The 24,285-nt window shown below is 69.0% G+C and carries 19 protein-coding genes; 7 read left to right on the plus strand and 12 right to left on the minus strand.

Features of this window, described 5'->3' with window-relative positions; translation table 11 throughout:
- Positions 1-2 precede the first annotated feature (2 nt).
- Both WDZ97_RS13470 and WDZ97_RS13475 read right to left on the minus strand, forming a co-directional pair.
- Positions 3-821 carry a carbon-nitrogen hydrolase family protein gene (locus WDZ97_RS13470; RefSeq protein WP_425763074.1) on the minus strand — a complete coding sequence of 273 codons (819 nt, stop codon included), beginning with the start codon at positions 819-821 and terminating at the stop codon, positions 3-5.
- 27 nt (positions 822-848) lie between these two features.
- Positions 849-4,700, minus strand: coding sequence for a YhdP family protein (locus tag WDZ97_RS13475; RefSeq protein ID WP_425763075.1), 3,852 nt, complete (start codon positions 4,698-4,700; stop codon positions 849-851).
- 228 nt (positions 4,701-4,928) lie between these two features.
- Between WDZ97_RS13475 and glnE the strand changes: the two genes are divergently transcribed.
- The 4 genes from glnE to WDZ97_RS13495 all read left to right on the plus strand — a co-directional run bounded on the left by glnE (position 4,929) and on the right by WDZ97_RS13495 (position 9,952).
- Positions 4,929-7,670 (plus strand): bifunctional [glutamate--ammonia ligase]-adenylyl-L-tyrosine phosphorylase/[glutamate--ammonia-ligase] adenylyltransferase, encoded by a 2,742-nt coding sequence (gene glnE / locus WDZ97_RS13480; RefSeq protein ID WP_425763076.1) that lies wholly within the window; start codon positions 4,929-4,931, stop codon positions 7,668-7,670.
- Positions 7,671-7,696: 26 nt separating this feature from the next.
- A complete protein-coding gene (locus WDZ97_RS13485; protein ID WP_304001819.1) occupies positions 7,697-8,074 on the plus strand; it encodes a hypothetical protein in 378 nt (125 codons plus the stop codon).
- Positions 8,075-8,199: 125 nt separating this feature from the next.
- A complete protein-coding gene (locus WDZ97_RS13490) occupies positions 8,200-9,174 on the plus strand; it encodes a sulfite exporter TauE/SafE family protein (protein WP_425763077.1) in 975 nt (324 codons plus the stop codon).
- A 61-nt stretch (positions 9,175-9,235) separates the two neighbouring features.
- On the plus strand, positions 9,236-9,952 hold the full coding sequence (locus WDZ97_RS13495; RefSeq protein ID WP_425763078.1) for a rhodanese-related sulfurtransferase: 717 nt from the start codon (positions 9,236-9,238) through the stop codon (positions 9,950-9,952).
- A gap of 11 nt (positions 9,953-9,963) precedes the next feature.
- On the opposite strand, the gene WDZ97_RS13500 is transcribed toward WDZ97_RS13495, so the two are convergent.
- Together WDZ97_RS13500 and WDZ97_RS13505 are read right to left on the minus strand one after the other, a co-directional pair.
- The gene (locus tag WDZ97_RS13500) at positions 9,964-10,881 is read right to left on the minus strand and encodes a DUF808 domain-containing protein (RefSeq protein ID WP_425763079.1); all 918 of its coding nucleotides are present in this window, start codon (positions 10,879-10,881) and stop codon (positions 9,964-9,966) included.
- A 92-nt stretch (positions 10,882-10,973) separates the two neighbouring features.
- Entirely contained in the window at positions 10,974-11,246 is a 273-nt protein-coding gene (locus tag WDZ97_RS13505) for a hypothetical protein (RefSeq protein ID WP_425763080.1), read from the minus strand.
- 82 nt (positions 11,247-11,328) lie between these two features.
- On the opposite strand from WDZ97_RS13505, the gene WDZ97_RS13510 reads away from it, so the two are divergent.
- Positions 11,329-11,997, plus strand: a complete 669-nt coding sequence (locus WDZ97_RS13510; protein ID WP_425763081.1) for a heme oxygenase (biliverdin-producing) — start codon at positions 11,329-11,331, stop codon at positions 11,995-11,997.
- On the opposite strand, the gene WDZ97_RS13515 is transcribed toward WDZ97_RS13510, so the two are convergent.
- The 8 genes from WDZ97_RS13515 to WDZ97_RS13550 form a co-directional block, all read right to left on the minus strand.
- Positions 11,981-14,140 (minus strand): GAF domain-containing protein, encoded by a 2,160-nt coding sequence (locus WDZ97_RS13515; RefSeq protein ID WP_304001807.1) that lies wholly within the window; start codon positions 14,138-14,140, stop codon positions 11,981-11,983. The genes WDZ97_RS13510 and WDZ97_RS13515 overlap by 17 nt on opposite strands.
- Positions 14,141-14,154: 14 nt before the next feature.
- The gene (gene ppsR / locus WDZ97_RS13520; protein ID WP_425763082.1) at positions 14,155-15,342 is read right to left on the minus strand and encodes a transcriptional regulator PpsR; all 1,188 of its coding nucleotides are present in this window, start codon (positions 15,340-15,342) and stop codon (positions 14,155-14,157) included.
- A 258-nt stretch (positions 15,343-15,600) separates the two neighbouring features.
- Positions 15,601-16,092 (minus strand): TspO/MBR family protein, encoded by a 492-nt coding sequence (locus tag WDZ97_RS13525; RefSeq protein WP_304001803.1) that lies wholly within the window; start codon positions 16,090-16,092, stop codon positions 15,601-15,603.
- Positions 16,089-17,258: a geranylgeranyl diphosphate reductase gene (locus WDZ97_RS13530; RefSeq protein ID WP_425763083.1), complete on the minus strand. Its 1,170-nt coding sequence runs from the start codon at positions 17,256-17,258 to the stop codon at positions 16,089-16,091. The genes WDZ97_RS13525 and WDZ97_RS13530 overlap by 4 nt, the downstream gene beginning before the upstream one ends.
- Positions 17,259-17,260: 2 nt before the next feature.
- Positions 17,261-18,625 (minus strand): BCD family MFS transporter, encoded by a 1,365-nt coding sequence (locus WDZ97_RS13535; RefSeq protein WP_425763084.1) that lies wholly within the window; start codon positions 18,623-18,625, stop codon positions 17,261-17,263.
- A gap of 1 nt (position 18,626) precedes the next feature.
- Complete coding sequence (gene chlG / locus WDZ97_RS13540; protein ID WP_425763085.1) at positions 18,627-19,508, minus strand: chlorophyll synthase ChlG; 882 nt, start codon at positions 19,506-19,508, stop codon at positions 18,627-18,629.
- A gap of 161 nt (positions 19,509-19,669) precedes the next feature.
- Positions 19,670-21,082, minus strand: a complete 1,413-nt coding sequence (gene ppsR / locus WDZ97_RS13545; RefSeq protein ID WP_304001791.1) for a transcriptional regulator PpsR — start codon at positions 21,080-21,082, stop codon at positions 19,670-19,672.
- 105 nt (positions 21,083-21,187) lie between these two features.
- Positions 21,188-22,015 (minus strand): cobalamin B12-binding domain-containing protein, encoded by an 828-nt coding sequence (locus tag WDZ97_RS13550; protein WP_425763086.1) that lies wholly within the window; start codon positions 22,013-22,015, stop codon positions 21,188-21,190.
- A 471-nt stretch (positions 22,016-22,486) separates the two neighbouring features.
- On the opposite strand from WDZ97_RS13550, the gene bchF reads away from it, so the two are divergent.
- Both bchF and WDZ97_RS13560 read left to right on the plus strand, forming a co-directional pair.
- Positions 22,487-23,008: a 2-vinyl bacteriochlorophyllide hydratase gene (gene bchF, locus WDZ97_RS13555; protein ID WP_425763087.1), complete on the plus strand. Its 522-nt coding sequence runs from the start codon at positions 22,487-22,489 to the stop codon at positions 23,006-23,008.
- Positions 23,005-24,285, plus strand: a complete 1,281-nt coding sequence (locus WDZ97_RS13560; RefSeq protein WP_425763088.1) for a ferredoxin:protochlorophyllide reductase (ATP-dependent) subunit N — start codon at positions 23,005-23,007, stop codon at positions 24,283-24,285. The genes bchF and WDZ97_RS13560 overlap by 4 nt, the downstream gene beginning before the upstream one ends.

Here is a 24,285-nt window from a genome sequence, read left to right on the forward strand (position 1 = left end):
CCTCAGCAAGCGATGCGCCGGTGGCCCAAGGCTGGAAGATTCTGCCTTATTTCAACAAGATAGTCCGAATCCAGATCACCTACGACCACGCCCGGGCCGCGCGCCAGGCGATTGATCACATTGCCCCACGGGTCGATCAGCATCGAGTCACCCCAGGTGCGCCGGCCGGACGGGTGCACGCCGCCCTGCGCCGCCGCCAGTACGTAGCACTGGTTCTCCACCGCGCGGGCGCGCAGCAGCAGTTCCCAGTGCGCCCGACCGGTGGTTTCGGTGAAGGCGGCACCGAGCACCAGCAGCTTCATGTCGCCCAGCGCGCGGAAATACTCCGGAAAGCGCAGGTCGTAGCAGATCGACAGCCCGACCCGGCCGAAAGGGGTCTCGATCGATACCGGCTGATGGCCGGCTTCGATCGTCCGCGCCTCGTCGTAGTTCTCGGCGCCACGGGTGAAGGCGAACAGATGGACCTTGTCGTAACGGGCCACCTGGCTCCCGTCCGGACCGTAGGCCAGGCAGGTATTGCGGACCTTGTTCGCGGCATCCGCCACCAGCGGCACCGAGCCGCCGATCAGCCAGATGCCGTGCCGGCGCGCGCAGTCGGACAGGAAACGCTGGATCGGGCCTTCGCCCTCTGATTCGCGTATGCCTATCTTGTCCGCCTCGTCGCCGGAAATCAGCGGAAAGTACTCCGGCAGCGCCACCAGCTGCGCGCCCTGACGGGCCGCCTCGGCAATCCAGTGCCCCGCTTCCCGCAGGTTGTCCGCCACCACCGGGCCGGACACCATCTGCACGGCAGCAACGCGGGTCTTGGTCGTAGTGTTCATGACGCACCTTTCAATCGGATGACAGGCTCATTCGGCCGCCGGCGCCGTCGACAGCTTGGCCACCAGCGGATCCTCCCATGAACCGGTGACCGCGTAGCGGAAGGAGAAGATCTGCCCGAGCGGGTCCTTCAGTACCTTCTGCGCCAGATAGGTCGCCACACCGACCGCCGGATTGGCGATCAGCGCGCCGACCGACACGCTGTCGCTCAGCGCCGGCTGGACGTTCACCGTCAGGTTCTGGGTTTCGGCGGCGATGTTGGCACTGCCACTGATCTGCACGCGCGCGGCCGGCCCGGCCAGTTCGAGATTGTCGGTGTTCATGATGCCACGCTCGACCGCCACCGTTCCTTCGATGCGATCGAAGGCGAAACCCTCGCTGAACACGTCGCGGAAATCCAGCGTGATGCGCCGCGGCAGCGACTGCAGGCTGAGGATGCCGAGCAGGCGACCGGCGCCCGGGTTGATCTTGCTGAACTGGCCGTTGCTCGCCTTCAGCTCGAACGATCCGGACAGCGACGGGTAGTCGATCGACAGCGGGCTGCCCTGCCAGCGCAGCATGCCCTTCATGCCGGCGGTACCGCGGCGCAGGGCGCCGGCATGACCGAGGCGATCGAGCAGCTTGCCGGCGTCCTCGCTGTCGATGACGAAATCGAGCCGGGTCTCGCGCGTTCCGCGCAAGCCAGCCAGCGCGCGCCCCCATGCACCGCTGGCGACGAAACTGCCCTCGGGCATGGTCAGTGCGAGGCGGTTGATCAGCCAGGCACGGCGCTCGTTGCTGGCCTGCAGCTCGAGCCGGCCCAGGTTGCGCCCGTCGAGCACGAAGCGCTCGGCCTCGATGTCCAGCGCCGGCAATTCGTCCAGTTCCTCGTCCGGCTCGACGCTGCTGACCTGGGCGCCCGCCTCGTCCTCCGTGTCGATGCGTAGCTGCTCGAAACGCGCCTTCACCTGACCCTTGCCCTGTTCGCTCCAGCTCACGCGGCCGCGTGCCTGGGTGCTGGCAAGGTCGATATCCCACACCTCGCCGCGCCGCGTCGCGTCGATCTTCACCGCCTCCAGCCAGTGCCCGGACAGACGCAGATTCTTCGCGTCGAGCTTCACCCTCGACACCGGCAGGGCGTCGGCCGCCGGCGCACCCGGCTGCGCGGGCGCGGCAAAGGCACGGCGCAGCGCATCGAGATCGACCGTTTCGGTGGTCAGGGCCAGCGCCAGCCCCTGATCGGGCAAGGCGGGCATCTGTGGCAGACCGACCGCACCTCGATCCAGCACCCAGCCACCCGGCGTCGAGCGGCGGACGATATCGGCGCTGCCCATCCGGCCCGCGTCGATCCGCAGCAGTTCGCGCTCGGCACCCAGTGCAGGCAGGCCTCGACGTGCCGCTTCGCGCGCGTCGAGACTGCCGATGCGCTCGACCTTCAGCGCCAGCGCTTCGCCCGCGGCCTTGCCGAACGGGGCCGGAAGGGTCGAGGCGATCTGTGACAGGTCGGCCTCCAGCGTCATGTCGCTGCCGTTGCGACGCACACCCAGCCGCGCCTGCCAGCCGGCGACGCCGGACAGCGCCGCCATCCACGGCTGGCCGAACTGGGCGCGCAGCGCCTCCATCGAGGCGCGGCCGCGCACGTCTACATTGACCGTGCCACCGCCGCCGGTGCCGACATCCAGTGTCATCGGAAAGCCGAGCACGCTGGCCTGGGCGCTGCGGATAGACAGGGTGCTGTCGGTGAAGGCCACCTTGCCTGACGCGTCGGTCAGCGGCGGCAGCGTGCTGTCCAGTACGAGCTTGTTGGCGGTGAAGCTGTACTCGCCCTCGACCTTGGTGTCCTTCGAATGGCGCAGCGGGATGGTGAGTGCGATTGCCAGCTTGCCGTTGCCCTCGGCGCGCATGGTCGAGGTGAAGCCGTCGATGCGTTCGGCCACCGGGCTGGCGTCGATGTAGCGCAGGAAATCGGCGGTCGCACCGCTGGTCGAGCCCTTCACCAGCAGCAGCTCCTCGGCCGCGTCGAGATCGGGAATCTCGGCCGTGGTCGGGCCCAGCTTCGTGTTCATGATGCGGCCGTCGCGCGAAGTGATGAGCATGCGCGGCCCCTCGAACAGCACATCGGCGCGCAGGCCGGTCAGCGGCGGCCAACTCGGGCCGAAGTCGACGGTCACGTCCTCGGCCTTCACCTTCACCTGGAAGATGCCCGGCTGGCCACGGTCGAACGGGAAATCGTCGAGCCGGCCGCGCAGCTTCAGCGTCGCCTCCGGCGCGCGCCCCGCGGTCAGCGCAGTGCGCAGCCAGTCGCGCGTATCGGGACCGATGTCCAGCGGCAGATAGCGCCACACCGCCCGCGCATCGCCGTCGAGCAGTTTGGCTTCGATGTCGATCTCGCCGGCCGTGTTGCCCGCCGTGCGGTAGCGCCCGCGCGCCTGACCCTGCACGTCGTCGTTGCGGAAGGCGAGCGATTCGATCACCACCTCGGTTTCGCCGTCGCTGCGCGCCCAGCCGGCGCGTGCCTTGAACTGCGAGAACGGAATTTCCGGCTGCGGGAACACCGCCGGCAGGTCGAGCACCAGCTCCGGCGCGTCGATCTGCACGCTGCCGCGCACGTCGCTGCCCTCGATGCGACCGCTCAGCCCGCTGACCCCGGGCAGTGCGCCGTCGGCGCGCAGACCGACGCGCTCCAGTCGCGCGCTGACGCGGAAGGCGGTCGGCGCCGACAGCGGACCGGTCCAGCCCCCGTCGAGTTCATGCACGACGCCCTGCGCCGCGTGGCGCTGCAGCCGGTCGCGCACCGGGTCCGGCAGCGGAAGGTAGGCCGACAGCCGGGTCAGCGCGTCGAGATCGAGCGCGCTGGCCGACAGTTCGCCACGCTCCACCTCATTGCCGGCCGCCGCCTGCCAGCGCAGATCGATGCTGGTCGGCTGCACACGCAGTCCGTCGCGGGTCGCCAGTTGCAGCTGACGGGCCGAGGCGACGACGCGCTCCTGGCTCAGTTGTTCGGCGCTGACGCGGCCGGACAGGCTGACCAGATCGAGCAGCGGCAGATCGGGCGCCAGACGCAGCCGCACGTCGGCCAGCGCCAGTTCGCCAGTCACCTCGGCCAGCCGGGCACCGTCGAAACGCGTCCATGCACGCGCCGCACCACGCCCCTGCGACAGTTCGAGCGGGTAATCGACCCAGGTCTGCCAGACCGCCATGTCGGCGCCTTCGAGCGACACGAACAGTTCGCCCGACGCGCTGCGCCAGTCCTCGCGGTCGGGCAGCGTCACGTCGCCGCGGATGTCCAGTCGCTGCGCCAGCTCGCTCGGCGGCCGTGCCGACAGGCCGAAGCGATGGTCGCGCCCGGAATTGTCGAGGCGGAAATCGACCTGGGTGAGCTGCAGCGGCGGCGCCGTCTCGCGCAGCGCGTCGTCCCACTCCAGCCGCGCGCCGCGGATATTGATCTGGCCCTGCGACAGCAGCCAGCGCATGAAGCCGCCCCGCTCGCCGTCCTGCCTTATTTCCAGACCGGCGACGAAGAAGCGGCCGTCGGCCTCGCGTCGTATCCAGAGGTCGGGGCCGTTGATGTCGAGCCGGTGCAGATGCAGCTCGCCGCGCACCAGCGACGAAAAGCCGAGCGCCGCTTCGACCTGTTCCAGCCGCAGCGCCGGCTGGCCCGCTTCGTCGAGCAGGGTCAGGCCGCGCAGCGACAGCTGCGGATGCAGGCCGCTCCAGTCGGCACTCAGGCTGTCGATGCGCACCTGGCGCTGCAGTGCGTCGCCGAGCGCCTGTTCGATGCGCGCGCGGTGCTGGTCCACCTCGGGCAGCACCCAGTGGCGAGCGACCAGCACGATGCAGGCGACGACGACGTAGGCGACAAGCGCCGCGTCGAACAGCCGCCCGGCGATACGGCGCCACATGGGGCGGGCCGCTGCCGCGCGGACGGTGGCGACCGCGGCGGCGAGTTCAGCGTGGGCGGAGTCGGACAAGATTTGCGGGCAGTCAAACCGGCGATGACTGTATTTATGGAACGATGCGGGAGTTTACCCGCAACGCAGGCGCTGTCGCGCTTTGTAAGGCCATGCTTACATGCCGGCCCGCACCGCGGTTTTTTGCATAATCGCCATCTTCATACGAGAAAGCCTGACATGGACGCCCCCGCCGCCATCGCCCACGCCCGCCGCCACAGCCGCTACCTCGCCCGCCTGCTGGACGCGCGGCCGGCGCTGGAAGATGCGCTGGGCAGCACGCTGCAGGCCCAGATCAGCGCGGCCCTGCTCGGCGAATGGCTGACGCAGACGCCGTTCGGACACGGCGACGAGGCGGCGCTGAAGTCGGCGCTGCGCCGGCTGCGTGCCCGCACCATGGCCCACCTGATCGTGCGCGATCTGGCGGGTCTGGCCGATCTGGACGAGGTGACCGAGGGCATGACGCTGCTGGCTGAACAGACGGTGCGGGTGGCGGTCGATCAGGCGCGCGCCGCGCTGGTCGAGCGCTTCGGCGAACCGCGCGGCGAGGCGGACCATGCCGTGCAGCCCTTCATCTGCATCGGCATGGGCAAGCTGGGCGGGCGCGAGCTGAACGTCAGTTCCGACGTCGATTTCATCTTCGTCTATCCGGAATCGGGCGAAACCGACGGCGAAACGCCGACCGGGCCGGGCAAGCGCATCGACAACTTCGACTTTTTCACGCGGCTCGGCCGCAAGGTGATCGAGCTGCTGGCCGACGTGACCGCCGACGGCTTCGTGTTCCGCGTCGACATGCGGCTGCGCCCGAATGGTGATTCCGGCCCGCTGGCCTGCAGCTTCGACATGCTGGAGAACTACTTCGTCACCCAGGGCCGCGAATGGGAGCGCTACGCCTGGATCAAGGCGCGTGCGCTGACCGGCGGCGTCAATGACGAACTGGAATCGCTGCGCAAGCCTTTCGTGTTCCGCAAATACCTCGATTTCGGCGCGATCAACGCGATGCGCGACCTGCACGCGCAGATCCGCCGCGAGGTGGCGCGCCGCGACATGGCGGACAACATCAAGCTCGGCCCCGGCGGCATCCGCGAGATCGAATTCATCGCCCAGGTGTTCCAGCTGATACGCGGCGGCCGCGAGAGCGCGCTGCAGATCCGGCCGACGCAGAAGGTGCTTGACCGGCTGGCGATGCGCGGCGTGCTGGGCGAGGACGCGGTCGAACAGCTGCAGTCCGCCTACGTCTTCCTGCGCCGGCTCGAACACCGCCTGCAGTACGTCGAGGACGCGCAGACGCACAAGCTGCCGGCCAGCGCCGAGGACCAGGCGCTGGTCGCCTCGGCCATGGGCTTCGGCGATTACGCCGCGCTGCTGGACGAACTGGACCACCACCGCGGCCACGTGAGCCGCCATTTCGACGCCGTATTCGGCGCGCAGGAGAGCTCGACGCCGACGCCGCGTGCCGTCTGGCAGGACATCGGTCAGGACAGCGCGCCGTGCGATGACTGCCACAGCGCGCTCGACGGCATGGGCTTCGACGACACCGAACAACTGGCGCGCCGCCTGTCCGCCTTCAAGTCGGGCAGCCGCTACCGCCAGTTGCCCGACAGCTCGCGCACCCGCGTCGACGCGCTGGTACCCAAGCTGCTCGAAGCCTGTCGCGACACGCCGCAACCCACGGCCACCGCGCTGCGCGGCCTCGACCTGCTGGAAACCATCAGCCGGCGGGCTGCCTATCTGGCGCTGCTGGCCGAGTTTCCACAGGCGCTGAGCCAGGTGGCGCGGCTGATCGGCGCGTCGAGCTGGGCGGCGAACTATCTGGTGCGCCATCCCATCCTGCTCGACGAACTGCTGGACGCCCGCCTGCTCACCGCCGAACCCGACTGGCCGGCCTTCGAGCAGGCGCTGCGCCAGCAACTGGACGAGCTGGGCGACGACACCGAGCGGCAGATGGACACCATGCGCGACGCCCACCACGCCCAGGTGTTCCGGCTGCTGGCGCGCGACCTGGCCGGCGAGCTGTCGGTCGAGCGCCTGTCCGACCACCTCTCGGCGCTGGCCGACGCCATGCTGCGCATCACGCTGGACATGTGCTGGCGCAAGCTCACCCGTCGCCACTGCGACACGCCGCGCTTCGCGGTCATCGCCTACGGCAAGCTGGGCGGCAAGGAGCTGGGCTACGCCTCCGACCTCGACGTCATCTTCCTGTTCGACGACCCGCACGAGTCGGCGCCTGAAACCTATGCGCGACTGGCGCAGCGCATGCTCACCTGGCTGTCCAGCCATACCAGCGCCGGCATCCTGTTCGAAACCGACACCCGGCTGCGGCCGAATGGCGAGTCCGGCCTGCTGGTCAGTTCGATCGAGGCCTTCCGCGACTATCAGCAGAAGTCGGCCTGGGTGTGGGAGCACCAGGCGCTGACGCGCGCCCGCTTCTGCGCCGGCGACGCCGCGGTCGGCGAGCAGTTCGAGGCGATCCGCCGCGACCTGCTGACGCAGCCGCGCGACGTCGCCGCGCTGCGCCGCGAAGTGCTGGACATGCGGCAGAAGATGATGGACGGCCACGCCAACAAGTCCGAACTGTTCGACATCAAGCACGACGCCGGCGGTCTGATCGACCTCGAGTTCGCCGTGCAGTACATGGTGCTGGCCCATTCGGGTGCGCATCCTGAGCTGACCGGCAACCTCGGCAATATCGCGCTGCTGCGCATCGCCTCGGAGGTCGGCCTGCTGCCCGCGCTCGACGCGGTCGCCGCCGGCAACGCCTACCGCCGCCTGCGCCACCTGCAGCACGGCCTGCGGCTGAACGATGCGCCGAAAGCCCGGGTGCCGAAGGACGAGGTGGTGGCCGAGCGCACGGCCATCCGTGCCATTTGGTCGCGCCTGTTCGACGACGCGTCGAACTCCGACGCAGTCGAACGACTCTGACACACAGACCCGATATGGAGAGTCGCATGTACACGCTGACCCTGCGCCGCAGCCTGCTGCTCGCCGGCCTCGCCCTGACGCTCGGCGGCTGCGTCACCGCGCCGCCACTTCCGCCGGCGCCGACCACCGACGAAATCGTGCAGATGTCGAAGGACGGCATCCCGCCGGCGGAAATCATCCAGCGGCTGGAGGAGAGCCGCGCGCTCTACCCGCTCAAGGCCTCTCAGCTGGCGAAGCTGCGCGAGGACGGCGTGTCGGACGAGGTGATCGACTACATGCAGCAGACGCTGATCGAGACCGAGCGCATGCGCGAGGCGATGCGCGAACGCGACCGCATGTGGATGTACGGCTACCCCTACTACCCCGCCTACCCCTGGGGCTACTGGCGGCGGCCTTACCGCTAGCCGATCGCGCGCCCGCACCGCCCAACAAAAGAAAATTGAGTGATATCTATAGAACTAAATATCACTTTTTTGAATAAGCATTGCTGACTAGACTGCGCGCTCCCTGAGATATCGAGCGACGCGCAGTGAAGATCCGCCACATCGACACCCGGCCCACCGAGGTCGGACAAGCCCACGAAGCACTCGGCCTGCCGCCGGTCGAGCAGGTGATCGACCGCGCGCAGGCGCACCCGCTGGCCACCGTCGCCAGCTGGTTCATGGGCTTCACGCTGTTCGGCCTGGCCGCCATCCTGCTCGCGCGCGGCCTGCCTCTGGGCGACCCGTCGGCGGCACTGGACATCGTCATCGGCGTCGTCACCTCGGACGAATTCCTGAAGGCGGCCGCCGTCGGCTTCATCGCGCAGAGCATCGACGGCGCGCTCGGCATGGCCTACGGCATTTCCGCCACCACCTTCCTGCTCGGCACCGGCGCCTCGCCCGCGGTGGCCAGTGCCAGCGTACACATCGCCGAAATCTTCACCACCGGCCTGTCCGGCCTGTCGCATCTGCGGCTCGGCAACGTCGACCGCAAGCTGATGCTCAAGCTGCTGATACCGGGCGTGATCGGCGGCGTACTCGGCGCGCTGGTGGTGACGAAATTCGACGGCGCAGCGCTCAAGCCGTGGATTTCCGGCTATCTGCTGGTGATGGGCATCTACGTGCTGGCCAAGGCTTGGCGCCATCGCCGCAAGCCGGCACAGGAGCCGAAACACGTCGCCAAGCTGGCGCTGTTCGGCGGTTTCGTCGACGCGGCCGGTGGCGGCGGCTGGGGGCCGGTCGTCACGACCAGCCTGGTCGGCGCCGGTCAGGACCCGCGCCGCACCATCGGTTCGGTGAATTTCGCCGAGTTCTTCATCGCCATCGCCAGCGCCGGCGCCTTCGTCATCTTCATCGACGCCGCCCCGTGGGCCACCGTGGCCGGCCTGGTTGCCGGCGGCATGTTCGCCGCGCCACTGGCCGCCTTCCTGTGCCGCGCGCTGCCGGCGCGTGCGCTGCTGGTGCTGGTCGGTACGCTGATCAGCGGCCTCAGTGCCTTCAACCTGATGAAGGCACTGGGCTGAGCGCAGCCGGGGACGGACGAAGCGACAGGTATACTTGAGCGCTGATCTCCGGACACCGCGCATGACCCGTTACGCCAACACCGCCGCCTACCGCTTCGTCCGCCTCGACGACCGCGAAGCGCTGCGCACACGCATCCACGACGCGGCGCAGTCACGCCAGCTGCTCGGCACCGTGCTGCTGGCCAGCGAAGGCATCAACATCTTCCTCGCCGGCCGCGAAGCCGATCTGCGCGACTTCTTCGCCAACCTCGGGCAGGACCCTCGCTTCGCCGCGCTCGACGTGAAGTGGAGCAGGTCGGACACGCTGCCCTTCAAGCGGCTGCGCGTGCGTCTGAAGAAGGAAATCGTCACCGTCGGTGCGCCGGACTTCGACCCGACCGAGACGCCAGCGCCCTATCTGCCGCCGGCCGAACTGAAGCGCTGGTACGACGAAGGGCGGCCCTTCGTCATCATTGACACACGCAACCGCTGGGAAGTCGAGCAGGGCAGCTTCGACAATGCGCTTGATCCGGGCGTCGACAGCTTCGGTCAGTTCCCGGCCGCGCTCGAACAATACGCCGACCTGAAGGACACCCCCATCGTCACCTTCTGCACCGGCGGCATCCGCTGCGAAAAGGCCGCACCCTTGATGAAGAAGGCCGGTTTCAACAAGGTGTGGCAGCTCGAAGGCGGCATCCTGCGCTATTTCGAGGAAGTGGGCGGCGCCCACTGGCACGGCAACTGCGTCGTGTTCGACGACCGCGGCGCGCTGAAGACGGATCTAAGCCCAGCCGGCTGAGTCGCGCCGGGTCAGGCGGCCGCGCTGCCGCGCAGCTTCTTGACGCCGAGCACAACGGCCAGCGTGATCGCGCCGGCGACGACGCCGGTCAGTGCGTCGGCGACGAAGGGCAGCAGCACGCCCCACACCGAACCCACCGCCTCCGACAGATGATGTATCCGGTCGTGCAGCGCCGGAATGCCGTGTGTCAAGATGCCGCCGCCAACCAGGAACATGGCGGCGGTGCCGGCCACCGACAAAGCCTTCATCAACCACGGCGCCAGCGCGAGGATGCCGCGACCGAGCGCACGCGTCGCGCCGGAGGCGGTGCGGCTCAGGTAGAGACCGGCGTCGTCCAGCTTGACGATGCCCGCCACCAGTCCGTACACGCCGACCGTCATGATGGCGGCAATGCCCGCCAGCACGGCGACCTGGGTGCCGAAAGGCGCGTCGGCCACGGTGCCCAGCGTGATGGCAATGATTTCGGCCGACAGGATGAAATCGGTGCGGATGGCGCCCTTCACCTTTTCCTTCTCCAGCGCGACCAGATCGATCTGTTCGTCGGCCAGTGCCTTCAGGTGCTCGGCGCGGTGCGCGGCGTCTTCGTCGGCGCCGTGCAGGAATTTGTGCGCCAGCTTCTCGACGCCTTCGTAACAGAGGAAGAGCCCGCCCATCATCAGCAGCGGCGTCACCGCCGCCGGCACGAAGGCGCTGATGGCGAGCGCCGCCGGCACCAGGATGAGCTTGTTGCGCACCGAACCCATGGCCACCGCCCACACCACCGGCAGTTCGCGGTCGGCCTTGACGCCGGCCACCTGCTGCGCGTTCAGCGCGAGGTCGTCGCCGAGCACGCCTGCCGTCTTCTTGGCGGCGACCTTGGTCAGGACGGACACATCGTCCAGTACGCTGGCGATGTCGTCGATCAGTGCGAGAAGGCTGGCTCCGGCCATGGCGAAATCCTGTGAGTGTTGTCGGGGTCGATCCTTACGGCATGGATCGCGCGGCGGATGCTACCGGAAGTCGGCGATGAGACTGCAGTCGATCACGGCGCCCGCGGTCGGCGCAGGTACAGATCGCAGCCGTGCGACACGCCGGACGCCGCCAGCCAGAACAGCACCTGGGTCGCGCCGCCGCCGGTGAGGGCTGCGCGCAGGGCCAGCATCAGGCACAGGCCGGCGGCCAGCGTCGGCAGCCAGCGGCCCGGCGCGAAGCCCAGACCGCGCCGGCGATGCAGCAGCGCCAGTGCCGCCGCTTCGAACAAAACCCCTATCATGATCAGGTCGATCAACACACCATTCGCCAACAGGTCGGACATGCGAGCGCTCCACGCTGAGATCGGCAGCACGCTGCCGCATCTGCACACCGTACACGACTGACAGGCCGACGCACCCTTCCCCATGCACGCCACCGAACAGCCCCCGCTGTCGCAGCGCCTCAGACAGGTAACCGCAGCACATCACACGCAGGTCGAGCGCAGCGGCCCGATGCCGGCGCTGCTGCGCGGCGAACTCGGGCTGACCGCCTACTGCATCCTGCTGCGCAACCTGCACCCGATCTACCGCGATCTGGAAGCCGCGCTGGCGCGGCACGCGGCGCACCCCGGCCTGGCCGGACTCGACATCGAAGGATTGCCGCGCTGCGCGGCGTTGGAAGCCGACCTGGCCACACTGCATGGCGACGGCTGGGCGGACGCGCTGCCGCTGGTCGACGCGGCAGCGGACTACGCGGCGCGCCTGAGCGAACTGTCGGCGCGCCGGCCGGAACTGCTGCTCGCGCACGTGTATGTGCGCTACCTCGGCGATCTGCAGGGCGGACAGATCCTGCAGCGCATCGTCGCACGGTGCTTCGCGCTGGACGGCGAAACCGGCACCCGCTTCTACCGCTTCGGTGCCCATGCGCCGGCCGAACTCAGCGCACGACTGCGCGCCGCACTCGACGGTCCGTCGCGCGACGACGCCACGCGGGCGGACATCGCACGTGAAGCCGAAGCCGCCTTCCTGCGTCACGTGGACATTTTCGAGGCGCTGCCGGCCGGCGACGCCGCCACGCTCAGAGTGGGCGGTTGAATTCGCGCAGGCGGGCATAGACCGCCGCGGCGCGCGTCGCCGATGCCTCCAGTTCCTCGATCAGCGTAGCGACCGGGATCGACGCCGTGGTGTCGGTCAGCTCCATCGCCGCCACGCTCGCATTGGCCAGGATGGCGCCCATCACTTCGTCGGGCAGGCCGCGCGCCTCGCGCGTGGTCAGCTGCGCATCGGCCTGACCGGTCATCGTCAGCGACTGTTCGAGATGGCGACGCGCCGCCTCGGTGCGCTTCGCATCGGTGAGGTCGGTGAACATCAGGATGCAACCGAGTACGGCATCGCGCGGGCCCGGCACGACGTCGGCGCGCACGCCCAGCGCAATGCCACCGCTCATCCGCCACTCGCCACGCCACGACACACGTCCTTCGCGCAGCGACCTCAACACATCGCGCACAGAGGCCTGATCTTCGAACAGCGCCGCCAGTTCGTCGAAATTCACCGGCTGCCGGCAGCCGCCCGGCAGGATGCCGGCGAGCGCCGGACTGGGAAACAGGATGCGGCCGTCGCCGTCGGCAACCAGCAGCGGCTCCGGCGACTCGTCGACGGCGGTGCGAAATTTTTCAAGCTGGTGCTGGGCGATGAGCAGGCGCACCGCCTGCGTCTGCATGATCACGTCGCGCAGCGAGGCGCCGATCGCGCGCGCCAGCGCCAGATCGGCGCGCGACCACGGTGCCGCGGTGCCGCGCACGATTTCCGACCACGCCTCGAAGGAGCGTCGTGGCGACAAGGTCAGCGGATCGTTGTCGACCATGGGCTTCGCCGGGTCGCCGGCCCAGGTCAGCTTGGCACGCTGCTCGCGCCGGAACCACATCAGCAGATTGCGGCCCCGCGTCGACAGATCGATCGCCAGCACGCCGCACACCCCCGGCGTCAGGTAGGCCAGCGCCGGGTTGGCGCGCTCGACCGAGGCGCAGCTGAACAGCATCTGCTTCATTTCGCCGGAGACCCAGCCGGCCAGCGCGCGCACCGACTCGGTGGACGGCACCTCGCCAGCGGTCAGCAGTTCGCCGTCGTGCAGCAGCGCGACACCGCTAGCGTCCATCGGCTGCAGCAGGGTGCGCGCGTTGCGCATCAGCGCCGCACGCCAGTCGCCCTCGGTCGACGTCGCCTCGATCAGCCGCAGTTCCATGCGCCGCACCAGCACGTCGACCTGGGTGCGCACATAGTTCTCGATCGCCGCGATGCGCGTCGACATCACCTCCGCCAGCACGTCGACGGCGGCGCGCTGTGCGTAATGGATGCGCCGCGGCGAATAGTGATGACAGGCGATCAGCCCCCACAGCCGCCCCTCGCGCACCAGCGACACCACCAGCGTGGCGGTCACGCCCATGTTGCGCAGGTACTGGATGTGCAGCGGCGACATGCTGCGCAGGTGGCACATCGACATGTCCAGCTCTTCGCCGCCGTGCGGCAGCCGGCGCGGTTCGACGGCGACCGGCAGGTAGCGCGCATCGACCAGCACGCGCACCCGGTTGCGCAGGTAGAGATCGCGGGCGCGCTGCGGAATGTCGGTTGCCGGATAGCGGTGACCGAGCAGGGTGTCGAGCCGGTCGTCGCGCGCCTCGGCGACGATCTCGCCATGGCCGTCGGCGTCGAAGCGATACACCATCACGCGGTCGTAACGGGTCAGTTCGCGTATCGACTGCACCGCAGTGTCGGCCAGTGCATCGACGCTCATCGCCTCGCTGAAGCGTCGCACCGCCGTCGCCAGCAGGGCCTGGGCTGCGACGTCCTCGGCCGGCGGCCCGGCGGTCTCGAGTTCGACGATCAGCGTGCCGGACTGCCCGCGATGCGCCATGCCCTCGAAATGCCGCAACAGCCCGCCGTGGCCGGTGCTGCAGTGGAAAGGCGTCAGTTCGAGTTCGGTCAGCGTCCGGCCCAGTTCGCGCACACGCGCCGCCAGGTCGCCACCGAGCGCCGGCAGCGGCGCCTCGACCACCGCCGCGTGCTGCACGCCCAGCCACTGTTCGGTATTCAGGCTGGCCTGCAGCACCTGCAGGTCGGATTCACGGACGACCAGCAGCACGCCGTGCGGCTGTATCGAGCCGGCAAGGTGGATGAGTTCGCGCTCGCAGTTGGTCAGGTCGGCCTGACCGAAGGGCGGACTGTAGAGAGGATCGTTCACTTTGCGCGACACGCTCAGTGCATGCGACCCCTGACCCCCACGCCGGGACCGCGCGGCTGCACTGCGCGGATGATGAGACCGATGGTGTTCGAGTCTCCGTTATGGATCAGCACAGCCGACAGTTCAACATCGACGTCGTGCCCGCGCTCGTTGCGCAGACGCGTCGCCAGACGCAGCGTGCCGCTCTGCCGTACCGCTGCGATCAGGGCACCCAGTCCGTCGCTCTCGCCGGACAGCCATTCCGCCATCGAGCGGCCACGCAGCGACGCCATGTCGACGCCCTGCACCAGCTCGACGAAAGCGGGATTGGCGCTCAGCAACACCCCCTGTTCGTCGGTGAAGGCGACCGCATCGGGTGTCAGACGCACCAGTTCCGGCAGCATCGCATCGTCGACCGCCGGCGGTATCTGCCCGCCTTCGGGCCAGGCACGCATCAACAGCAGCGTGCTGCCTTCGTCGCGGAACAAGGACACCCACGCGTGGATGCGGCCGCCCGACGCCAGGTCGAGCATCGCGTCGCCCGGGCGCTCGGACACCCGCACCGTGCCCAGCAGCTCTTCCAGTACGGGCAGCGAGGACGGCGCCAGCGCGTAGCCGGCCTGGCGGCCGGGCATGTCCTGCACCGTACCGCCGAACAGGCGGCCGGCGGCACGGTTCGCGTCGACGATGCGCAGCGTGTCGGCGTCCACCACCAGCACCGCGTCGGTGGCGATCTGGAACAGCAGGCGGTAGCGGGTTTCCGCCTGCCGCATGCGCCAGTAGTCGCGTTCCATCGATTGCTGGGCGTCGACCAGCCGCTGCTGCATCGCCGAGACGGCGCGCAGGTCGCGTCCGACCACCAGCAGCGGGCCGCCATGGCCGAGGCGCACCGCGGTGTAGGCCACCGGCAGATCGCTGCCGGCGAGCGACGGGTGATTGATGTGGCGGGTGCGCGAAACGCCCGACTCGGCCGCCTCGTTCAGCAGGTCCTCGACCTTGCGGCGGGTGTCCGGCGTCACCGTGTCTATCCACTGGCGGCCCAGCCATTCGCCGGCTGCGGCGCTGACCGGCTCGGTGCCGCCCAGCGCGACGCTGCGGATGACGCCCTTTTCATCGATCACCAGCGCGATGTCGCTGGCGACCGACACGAGCATGTCGGCCAACTCCGGGGCCACATCGGAGAAGGCGCTCAGGTCTCCTGGATCGTTCGGTAGCTTGTTCACGGCATGGGCCTGGTAAGCAGGACGGAGAGGTACGAGGCCGCCCTGCTGCAAATTTCGGGCCCGGCCTGGACCGGGACATGCGCTGCCGCGTGGTTCGGGAGAGCCCGGTGAGCGCAATTCAACGGGCGCACACCCGCCGATCACCGGACTGCCGACGGCGCGATCGCGACAACGCCTTCAATTGCTTGAGTTTAACGCCTGCATGCTACGGCAAGTCGCTTGCCGGCACACGTGACCGGCGTCAAAAAGTGCGGCGCGTCAGCCAAAGGGGGCGTTCAGGCGGACGATGGACAGATTCAGCGCTGCCGCAAACGCGACCCACACCGCATACGGCAGCAACAGCGCGGCCGCACGTGCGGACCATGGTCGCAGGCGGACCATCAGGAACACCACCGACAGCCAAAGCAGCACGACTTCGGCCAGCGCCCAGTCGGGACGGCGCAGATGGAAGAACAGCGCACTCCAGAGCACGTTCAGGCCGCCGTTTGCGGCGAACATCGCCAGCATCTGCCGACGCCCTCGCGCGTCCGGCGCATGGCGCCAGCCGAGCACGCCGGCGGCGGCGGCAAGGCCGAAGATGAGGGTCCAGGCCGGCCCGAAAGCCCAGTCCGGCGGCTGCCAGGCGGGTTTGGCGAGCGCGCGGTACCAGTCGCTCAGATCGGTCATTGCACCGCCCAGGCCGGCCACCGCAAGCGCGGCAAGTGCAGCGACGGCCACCGGCTTCCAGCGCGTGGCCGTCCGGGCATTCATGGCGACACGATGCCGCAGAGGTGCGCAAGGTCCTTGAAGAAGATGCGCATGTGCGCCAGCGGCCGCGCACGGACCAGCCGCTTGTGCATGTAGGCCTGCCAGGTGAGCTGCTGCACGTCGGGATCGCGGCAGATGCTGACGAAGCGTTCGCGCCGCTTGTCGCTCGCGTACCAGAAGCGCTGCATGATGCCGAGCACCATGAACACCCGGCCGTGCGCCTTCATGAAACGCTTGCGCGCCAGCCTCAGCGCGCGCGCATCGCCGGTGACCAGATAGGCGTCGACCGCCTCGGCCGCCAGCCGGCCGCCACTGAGCGCGTAGTAGATGCCTTCGCCGGACGCCGGCGCGACGACGCCAGCCGCGTCGCCGGCCAGCACCACGTCGCGGCCATTGTCCCAGCGCTGCAGCGGGCGCATCGGAATCGGCGCGCCTTCCCTGCGAACGGTGCCGGCTGTGCCGAGGCCGGCACTGTCGCGCAAGGCGCTGACGCCGCCGCGTATCGAGAAGCCCTTGCGCGCCGAGCCGACGCCGACGCTGACCGTGTCGCCGTGCGGGAACACCCAGCCGTAGAAATCGGGCGACAGCCGGCCCTGGTAATAGACATCGCAGCGGCTGCCGTCGAAACCGGTCTGCGGCGCGCGCACGATCTCGTGGTAGGCGAACACGCAGGGCACCTGGTCGGCGCCCGGCACACACTGCCGGCCGACCGCCGACAGCGCACCGTCGGCGCCGATGATGGCGCGGGCGCGCACGCAGCGCTCGCCCTGCTCGCCGACGCGGTAATGCACGACGGCCGAGCCGGCACCGTCGCGGCTCACCCGCTGAAAGCTCCCGCTGCGCCGATGCGCGCCGGCGAGTCCGGCCCGTTCGCGCAGGTATTCGTCGAACTGCTCGCGATCGACCATGCCGACGAAACCGCCGTCGATCGGCATGTCGACCGCGCGCCCGCTGGGCGCCACCATGCGTGCCGAACGGGCACGGGCGACCAGCAGTTCATCCGGAATGCGGAACTCCTCGATCGCCTTCGGCGGTATCGCGCCGCCGCAGGGCTTGATTCGCCCGCCGCGATCGAGCAGCAGCACCGCGTAGCCGCGTCGCGCCAGATCGGTCGCCGCGGTGGCCCCGGCAGGCCCGCCGCCGACCACCACCACATCGTAGCTTTCCATGATCAGGCCTCTCCTTCCGCGCGCGGCATCAGCGGCAACGGCGCGGCCGGCGCACGCGCCGCCACGGTCGCCGGCTGCAGGCCGGAAATCCGCATCGCCATGGCGGCCGATACGATGAACAGCAGCGCCTCGCCAGCGAACACCAGCGCATAGGCGACGCCCGGTTCGACGATCAGGGCACGTGTCAGATCGACCGCGACGGTGCCGGCGAATCCGCCCAGCGCGAAAGCGATCGCCTGCGCCGCGCCCCACAGACCCATGCGCACGCCCTCGCGGCCGGCGCCGCCCTGGCCGGCCAGGCGCATCATCGACGCGATTGCGGCCACCGCGAACGCGCCATTGGAAACGCCAAGCAGGAACACGGTTTCGCGCAAGGGCCAGCCCTGGCCGCTGAAGCCGGCGGCGGTCAGACCTGACAGCGCGCAGGCCGAGGCGATGCAGCCGCCGATGATCCACAGTCGCAGCGAGCCGATCTGCCGGCCGCCGAACACGGTGCCGGTCAGCGCCACCAGCAGCATGCCGGCGAACACGCCGCCGTGCTGCAGGCCCGACAGCTGGGTCGACTGCCCGGGCGAATAGTCGAACACGGTGCCGGCAAAGGGTTCGAGTATCAGGTCCTGCGCGCTGTAGGCGAGCATGGACACGAAGACGAACAGTGTAAAAAGCCGCGCATGCGACTCGCCCCAGACCTGGGCAAGCGCAGCGCGGAATGGGGTGCGCTGAAGAGGAGAGTGCGGCAGCCCCGTCGACACCGTGTTCGCAGCGGGGCCGGCGCCCTCGACGCCGCGCACGGCGACGAGCGCCAGCATGAAGGCGCAGACCGAGGTGCCCGCAACGACCTGCAACAACCGCTCGCCGGAGAAAGGATCGAGCAGCTTGCCGGTGATGCCGGCCGTGACGGCGAAGCCGAGGATCATCATCATCCAGACGATGGTGGCGGCGGCCGCACGGCGGCCGTCGTCCACGCGCTTGGCGAGCAGCACCAGCAGCGAGGTGCCGGCGGCGCCGACACCGACGCCTATCAGTGCGAAGGCAAGCACCGCCAAGGCGACACCGGCGACGAAGTGATCGGCCATCAGCACGGTGGCGAGCGCGGCCAGCGTGCCGCCGGCGGCCAGCACCGCCATGCCGCCGATGATCCACGGCGTGCGCCGCCCGCCCAGATCCGACCCGTGCCCGAGGCGTGGCCGCAGCATCTGCACCGCGTAATGCAGCGCCACCAGAACGCCCGGCAGCATGGCCGGCAAGGCCAGTTCGACCACCATGACGCGGTTCAGCGTCGACGTGGTCAGCACGACGATGGCGCCGAGCGCGGTCTGCACCAGACCGAGGCGGAAGATACCGATCCAGCCGAGGGCGTTGTTCATGTCAGTCGCCTCCGAGCGCGCGCAGTGCGAAGGCGCTCACCAGCATGCCCAGCACGTAGAGCGTGATGCCGGTGCCGTTGTACCAAGGCGCGCGCGCGCGCGGGTCGTCCAGCAGGCGGGACATCAGCATCAGCTGGGCACCGAGCAGCATGCCCACCAGCGCAGCGTGTGCCGGCGCGCCCCAGTGCGCGAGCAGCGCGACGACGACGACTTGCGGCACCGCCATCACCCAGCAGGCGACCCGACCGGCGCGCGCAACCCCCAGTTGCACCGGCAGCGAAGCGATGCCCATGCGACGGTCGCCATCGACCGACTTGAAGTCGTTCAGCGTCATGATGCCGTGCGCGCCGGCGCTGTACAGGCCGGCAAGCAGCAGGCTGCGCAGGTCGGGCATCGTACCGCCGGCCATCACCGCCGCACCGGTCACCCAGGCCAGACCTTCGTAACAGAGCGCGCAGGCGGTGTTGCCCCACCAGCCGTTGGCTTTCAGCCGTAGCGGCGGCGCGCTGTAGGCCCAGGCCAGCAGCAGGCCGACAGCGGCGGCGGCAAAGCCCCAAGGACCGAGCGCGGTCGCCACCAGCAGCGACAGCAGCGTCCAGGCGACTGCAATGTAGAGACCCCAGTGACCCGGCATGCGACCGGATGGAATCGGACGCTGCGGTTCGTTGATCGCATCGACGTGACGGTCGAACCAGTCGTTTACCGCCTGGCTGGTCGCGCAGACCAGCGGCCCCGCCAACAGCACGCCGAGCAGCACGACCTGCCAGCGCTCCCCGGCCGGCAGGCCGGAGGCGACGACGCCACAACCGAAAGCCCACATCGGCGGAAACCAGGTGATGGGCTTGAGCAGTTCGGCAACGGCAGAGAGGGCTGGACGTGTCATGAGCTAACAGTAGGCTTGACACACAAGAGCGTCAAGACAAACTTACACTCGTTCAGTCCATTTTGATTGACACCGGGCGCAAGGCCACCGACCGGGCTTCACGACAGCGCCGTGCGGACGCGGTCGGCGGGGCGCGACCCGGCCGACCGACCCGCTCCGGATCACTCCTCGCCCGGCTCCTGCCCGCCGTCGTCGCCCTGATCGGCGTTGAGATCGCCGATGCCATAACGGCGCAGTTTCACGTACAGGCTCTGCCGGCTCAGGCCGAGCATTTCAGCCGCCGACGCGCGGTTGTCGTGCGTCATGTCGAGTGCCGCCTCGATGCACAGCTTCTCGATCAGATCGGTCGATTCGCGCACCAGATCCTTTAGCGATACGCGACCGACCAAGCCGGTCAGCTGCTCGACCGAACGCGGCATCTCGCGGCTGACCCGCGGTTCCGGCTCGATGCGGCGGCTGACGCCGCGCACGGTGAAACCGATGCACGGACGCTCACCGCGGTCCACCGCGACCGCCGACACCTCGACGTCGACGTCCGAGCCGTGCTCGCCGCGCAGCACGGTCGAGAACAGGCGGATCGAACCGTGCTGGCGCACGTTCACCATCAGCACCTTGAAATCGACGCCCGGACGGCCAAGCCAGCGTTCGAGCGACTGCGTGCGCGCCTGTTCGATGCTTGCCAGCTGGGCGAGATCGACGAAGGCCTGGTTGGCGGTCAGGATGACGCCGTCCTCGCCGGTCAGCACGAAGGCGTCCGGCACCATTTCGACCGCATCGACCACCGACATCCGCTCGCCCGATTCGGTGCCGGTGGCACCGATCTGCGACAGCCGCACCAGATACAGCGATGCGGCGTCCTGTCTGACCAGCGAGGCGGCCACCAGCCAGTCGCCACCCCCCGGCCCGCGCACGCGGACGTCGTCGGAACGACCGTTGGCACGCACCGCGGCGAACAGTCCCTGCACCGCCTGATTGCCGGCGTCGTCCAGCCCTTCCGGGAAATTGCGGCCGACCACGCTGCGCGCGTCCTCGCCCAGCATCCGGTTGGCGGCGGCATTCGCCTCGACGATGCGCTGACTGACGGTATCGACCACCAGCACCGCTTCCGACGTCATCTGGAACAGCAGGCGGTAGCGCGCCTCGAGCTGGCGCAGGCGGGCATAGTCGCGCTCGATCGACTGCTGCGCGTCGACCAGCCGCTGCTGCAGCATGGACAGCGCCGTCAGGTCGCGGCCGAGTGCGACGACCGTGCCGTCGTGTCCGATGCGCACGGTCGAGTACAGCAGCGGCAGATCGCTGCCGCCCTGCACCGGATGATTGACGTGCCGCGCACGGCGGCTTTCGCCGCTGGCTGCGTCCTGCAGCAGCGCCTCGACCTTGGGGCGGCTTTCAACCGTCACCACCTCGGTCCACCGGCGCCCCAGCCAGCGCGCGCCGGCCTCGGGCAGCAGCGCGCCGTCGTTGAATGCAAGGTCGCGGATGACGCCCTTGTCGTCGAGCAACAGCGCAACGTCGGAGGCGGCGGCAATGAGTCGTGCAGCCGACTCGGCATCGACGCCATGTAGCAAACCCATCGGCGAATCAAAAGGCCTCACCGTCAACCTTCCCGCATCGGCGTCCATTTTCGCGATCTGATCGCGCCCCTGCTCCGAACCCAATCGATACCCTCCAGAAACTGATCACCCATGCGCAAATCGCACAGGCAGCAATGCTTCGGCCACATCGACCGCGGCGCTCGCGTCGCGCGCCGTCGCGTCGGCGCCGACCAGCGGCACCCACTCCGGCCGGCTGGCGAAGATCGGGCCGCCGACCATCACCACGATGTCGCGTTGCAGCGACACGCGGCGAGCGGCGGTGATCCATTCCGCCAGTTCGTCGAAGCGCGTTTCGCTGCCGAGTGACACGCCCACCAGATCGAAGCGCTCGGCGCGCAGCAGGCGCAGCGCTTCGCCGCGCGGGCCCGGTGTGTCGAGGCGCACGTCCCAGCGGCGCTGGCGGAAGAAGTCGGCCACCATGGACATGCCGAAGGTGTGCTGCTCTCCCGGCAAGGTGGCGAGCAGCACGCGGCGGCCTGTCTCGCCCGAATGCAGATCGCTGCGGAAACTCGGGCTGACGTCGTGCAGCACCTGCTGGATCCGCCACAGGCCGAGCGTGACCTGCGTGAAATCGCACAGATCGGCTTCCCACAGTTCGCCGAGCCGGCGCGCTGCCGGCGCGAGCAAGTCGAGACAGATGACCCGTGGCTCGACGCCGCGGGCGCGGATCGCCTGCACGCAGCTGCGTACGACGCCGGCATCCTGTGCCAGCACGAGGTTGGCGAATTCGTGGATTTCGCGCGCCGAGATGGTCGTTGCGCCCGCCCCGGCCGGCGGCAGATCGACCAGATCGCCGTGCGCCAGCATCAGCCGTGGAATGATTTCCGCTTCTATCGTCTGCGCCAGATCCCCCAGCCAGTCGGGGGCGGCAAATACGGGCGGTCCGATCGGCGGCCCACCGAAGTGGCTCACGCCGCCCTGCTCCTGCACGGACAAGCTCTCTACCGACACCTGCGCCCTGCGGGCGCCTCGCTGCGTCATCCCGGCCATCTTCCTGCCTCCTTGGGTCTTCTTGTCGTGCCCCGGCCGTGTCGGATGCGCCCCCGGTGGACGCCCCATGGATGCGGACGGGCTGTACGGCTGCTGCGGGTGGTGAACCCAGTGTCCGTGGTGGCACTGACGACGAGGGCGAGCAAGTCTCTGGGCAGGAAGGCGTGGGTTCGAAGATGTCTGCAGAACTGGACGCCAACAATGTAGGAATAGAGCGCGCCACCCCGCACTGTCAAGTTAACTTGTCAATTTCGATGACGCGCCGGCCCGAATGGCCAGCTGGACCGCGCGCATTGTCATTCCGCCGATGTAATTTCGTCGTGACGTCAATTTACATTGACACTTTGTCCCCGGCCGTCTAGATTCGATTACGAGGACAGAGGAGACGCGACGATGCGCAACAGAGAGGCCTCACCGCCGACGCGGCACACACCGCTCTATACGCCGGAGGAACGCCGCCGGCGGGATGAGTCACCCTGGACCCTGGTTCAGGGGGTGCTGGCGCCGGTGCAGTTCATCGCCTTCGCGATCAGCCTCGTGCTCGTGCTGCGCTATCTGTGGTCCGGTGAGGGCCTGCAGGCGGCGGTCTGGTCGGTGGTGATCAAGACGCTGCTGCTGTACGCCATCATGGTCACCGGCTCGATCTGGGAAAAGGCGGTGTTCGGCGTCTGGCTGTTCGCCCGCCCCTTCTTCTGGGAAGACGTATTCAGCTTCGCGGTGCTGGCGCTGCACACCGCCTATCTGGTCGCACTGGCGACCGGCATGCTGGACGCGACCGGCCTGATGTGGCTGGCGCTGACCGCCTACTTCACCTACGTCATCAACGCTGGACAGTTCCTGCTCAAGTTGCGCGCCGCGCGGCTCGACACGGCGACTCCCGCGGCCGGCAACCACGGCGCGGTGGTGCAGGCATGAGCAATCTGCACGACATTCCGATCGCTACCCGCAGCGGCTGCGACGAGCGCCCGGTGCTGCGTGAACGCGGCCAGCGCGAGGTGTTCTGCGGCCTGACCGGCATCGTGTGGCTGCACCGCAAGCTGCAGGACGCCTTCTTCCTGGTGGTCGGCTCGCGTACCTGCGCCCACCTGATCCAGTCCGCCGCCGGCGTCATGATCTTCGCCGAACCGCGCTTCGGTACCGCCATCCTGACCGACCGCGACCTGGCCGGCATGGCCGACGCCAACGACGAACTCGACCGCCTGTGCGTCACGCTGCTCGAACGCCGGCCGGAAATCCGCACACTGTTCCTGGTCGGCTCCTGCCCGTCGGAAGTGATCAAGCTCGACCTCGCTCGTGCCGCCGAGCGGCTCAACGCCCGGCTGCTGCCGCAGGTGCGCGTGCTGAACTATTCCGGGTCCGGCATCGAAACCACCTTCACCCAGGGCGAAGACGCCGCGCTGCGCACCTTCGTGCCGCTGATGCCGCACACCGACGCGCGCCAGCTGATGGTGGTGGGCTGTCTGCCGGACATCGTCGAGGACCAGTTCCGCCGCCAGTTCGAACAGCTGGGCATCGCCGACGTCGTGTTCCTGCCGGGCCGCCGCGCGGCCGATGTGCCGGCGATCGGTCCGAACACCGACCTGCTGCCGGCCCAGCCCTTCAATGGCGACACCGTGCGCGCACTGGTCGCCCGCGGCGCCCGCCTGCTGCGCGCGCCCTACCCCTTCGGTGCCGAAGGCACAACCGCCTGGCTGCAGGCGGCCGCCCGCGCCTGGGGCGTAACCCCGGCCACATTCGACGCGGTGACCGGCCCGGCGCGTGCGCGCGCCGAAACCGCCCTGGCACGACAGCGCCCGCTGCTGGCCGGGCGCAGCCTGTTCATGCTGCCCGACTCGCAGCTCGAACCTTCGCTCGCCCGCTTCCTGCAGCGCGAACTGGGCATGCGGCTGATCGAGGTCGGCACGCCCTTCCTCGACCGCCAGATGGTCAGTGAGGAACTGGCGCTGCTGCCGGACGACATCGTGCTCAGCGAAGGCCAGCACCTGGATCGCCAGCTCGACCGCGTGCGCGCGGCCCGCCCCGACCTCACGGTGTGCGGCCTCGGCCTGGCCAACCCGCTGGAAGCCGAAGGGCTGGCCACCAAGTGGTCGATCGAACTGGTGTTCTCGCCGATACACGGCTACGACCAGGCGGGCGACCTGGCCGAACTGTTCGCCCGCCCGTTCGCGCGCCGCGCACGGCTGGCCGTCTGA

It is taken from the genome of Methyloversatilis sp. MC4-4, assembly GCF_049843555.1.
Classification (GTDB): domain Bacteria; phylum Pseudomonadota; class Gammaproteobacteria; order Burkholderiales; family Rhodocyclaceae; genus Methyloversatilis; species Methyloversatilis discipulorum_B.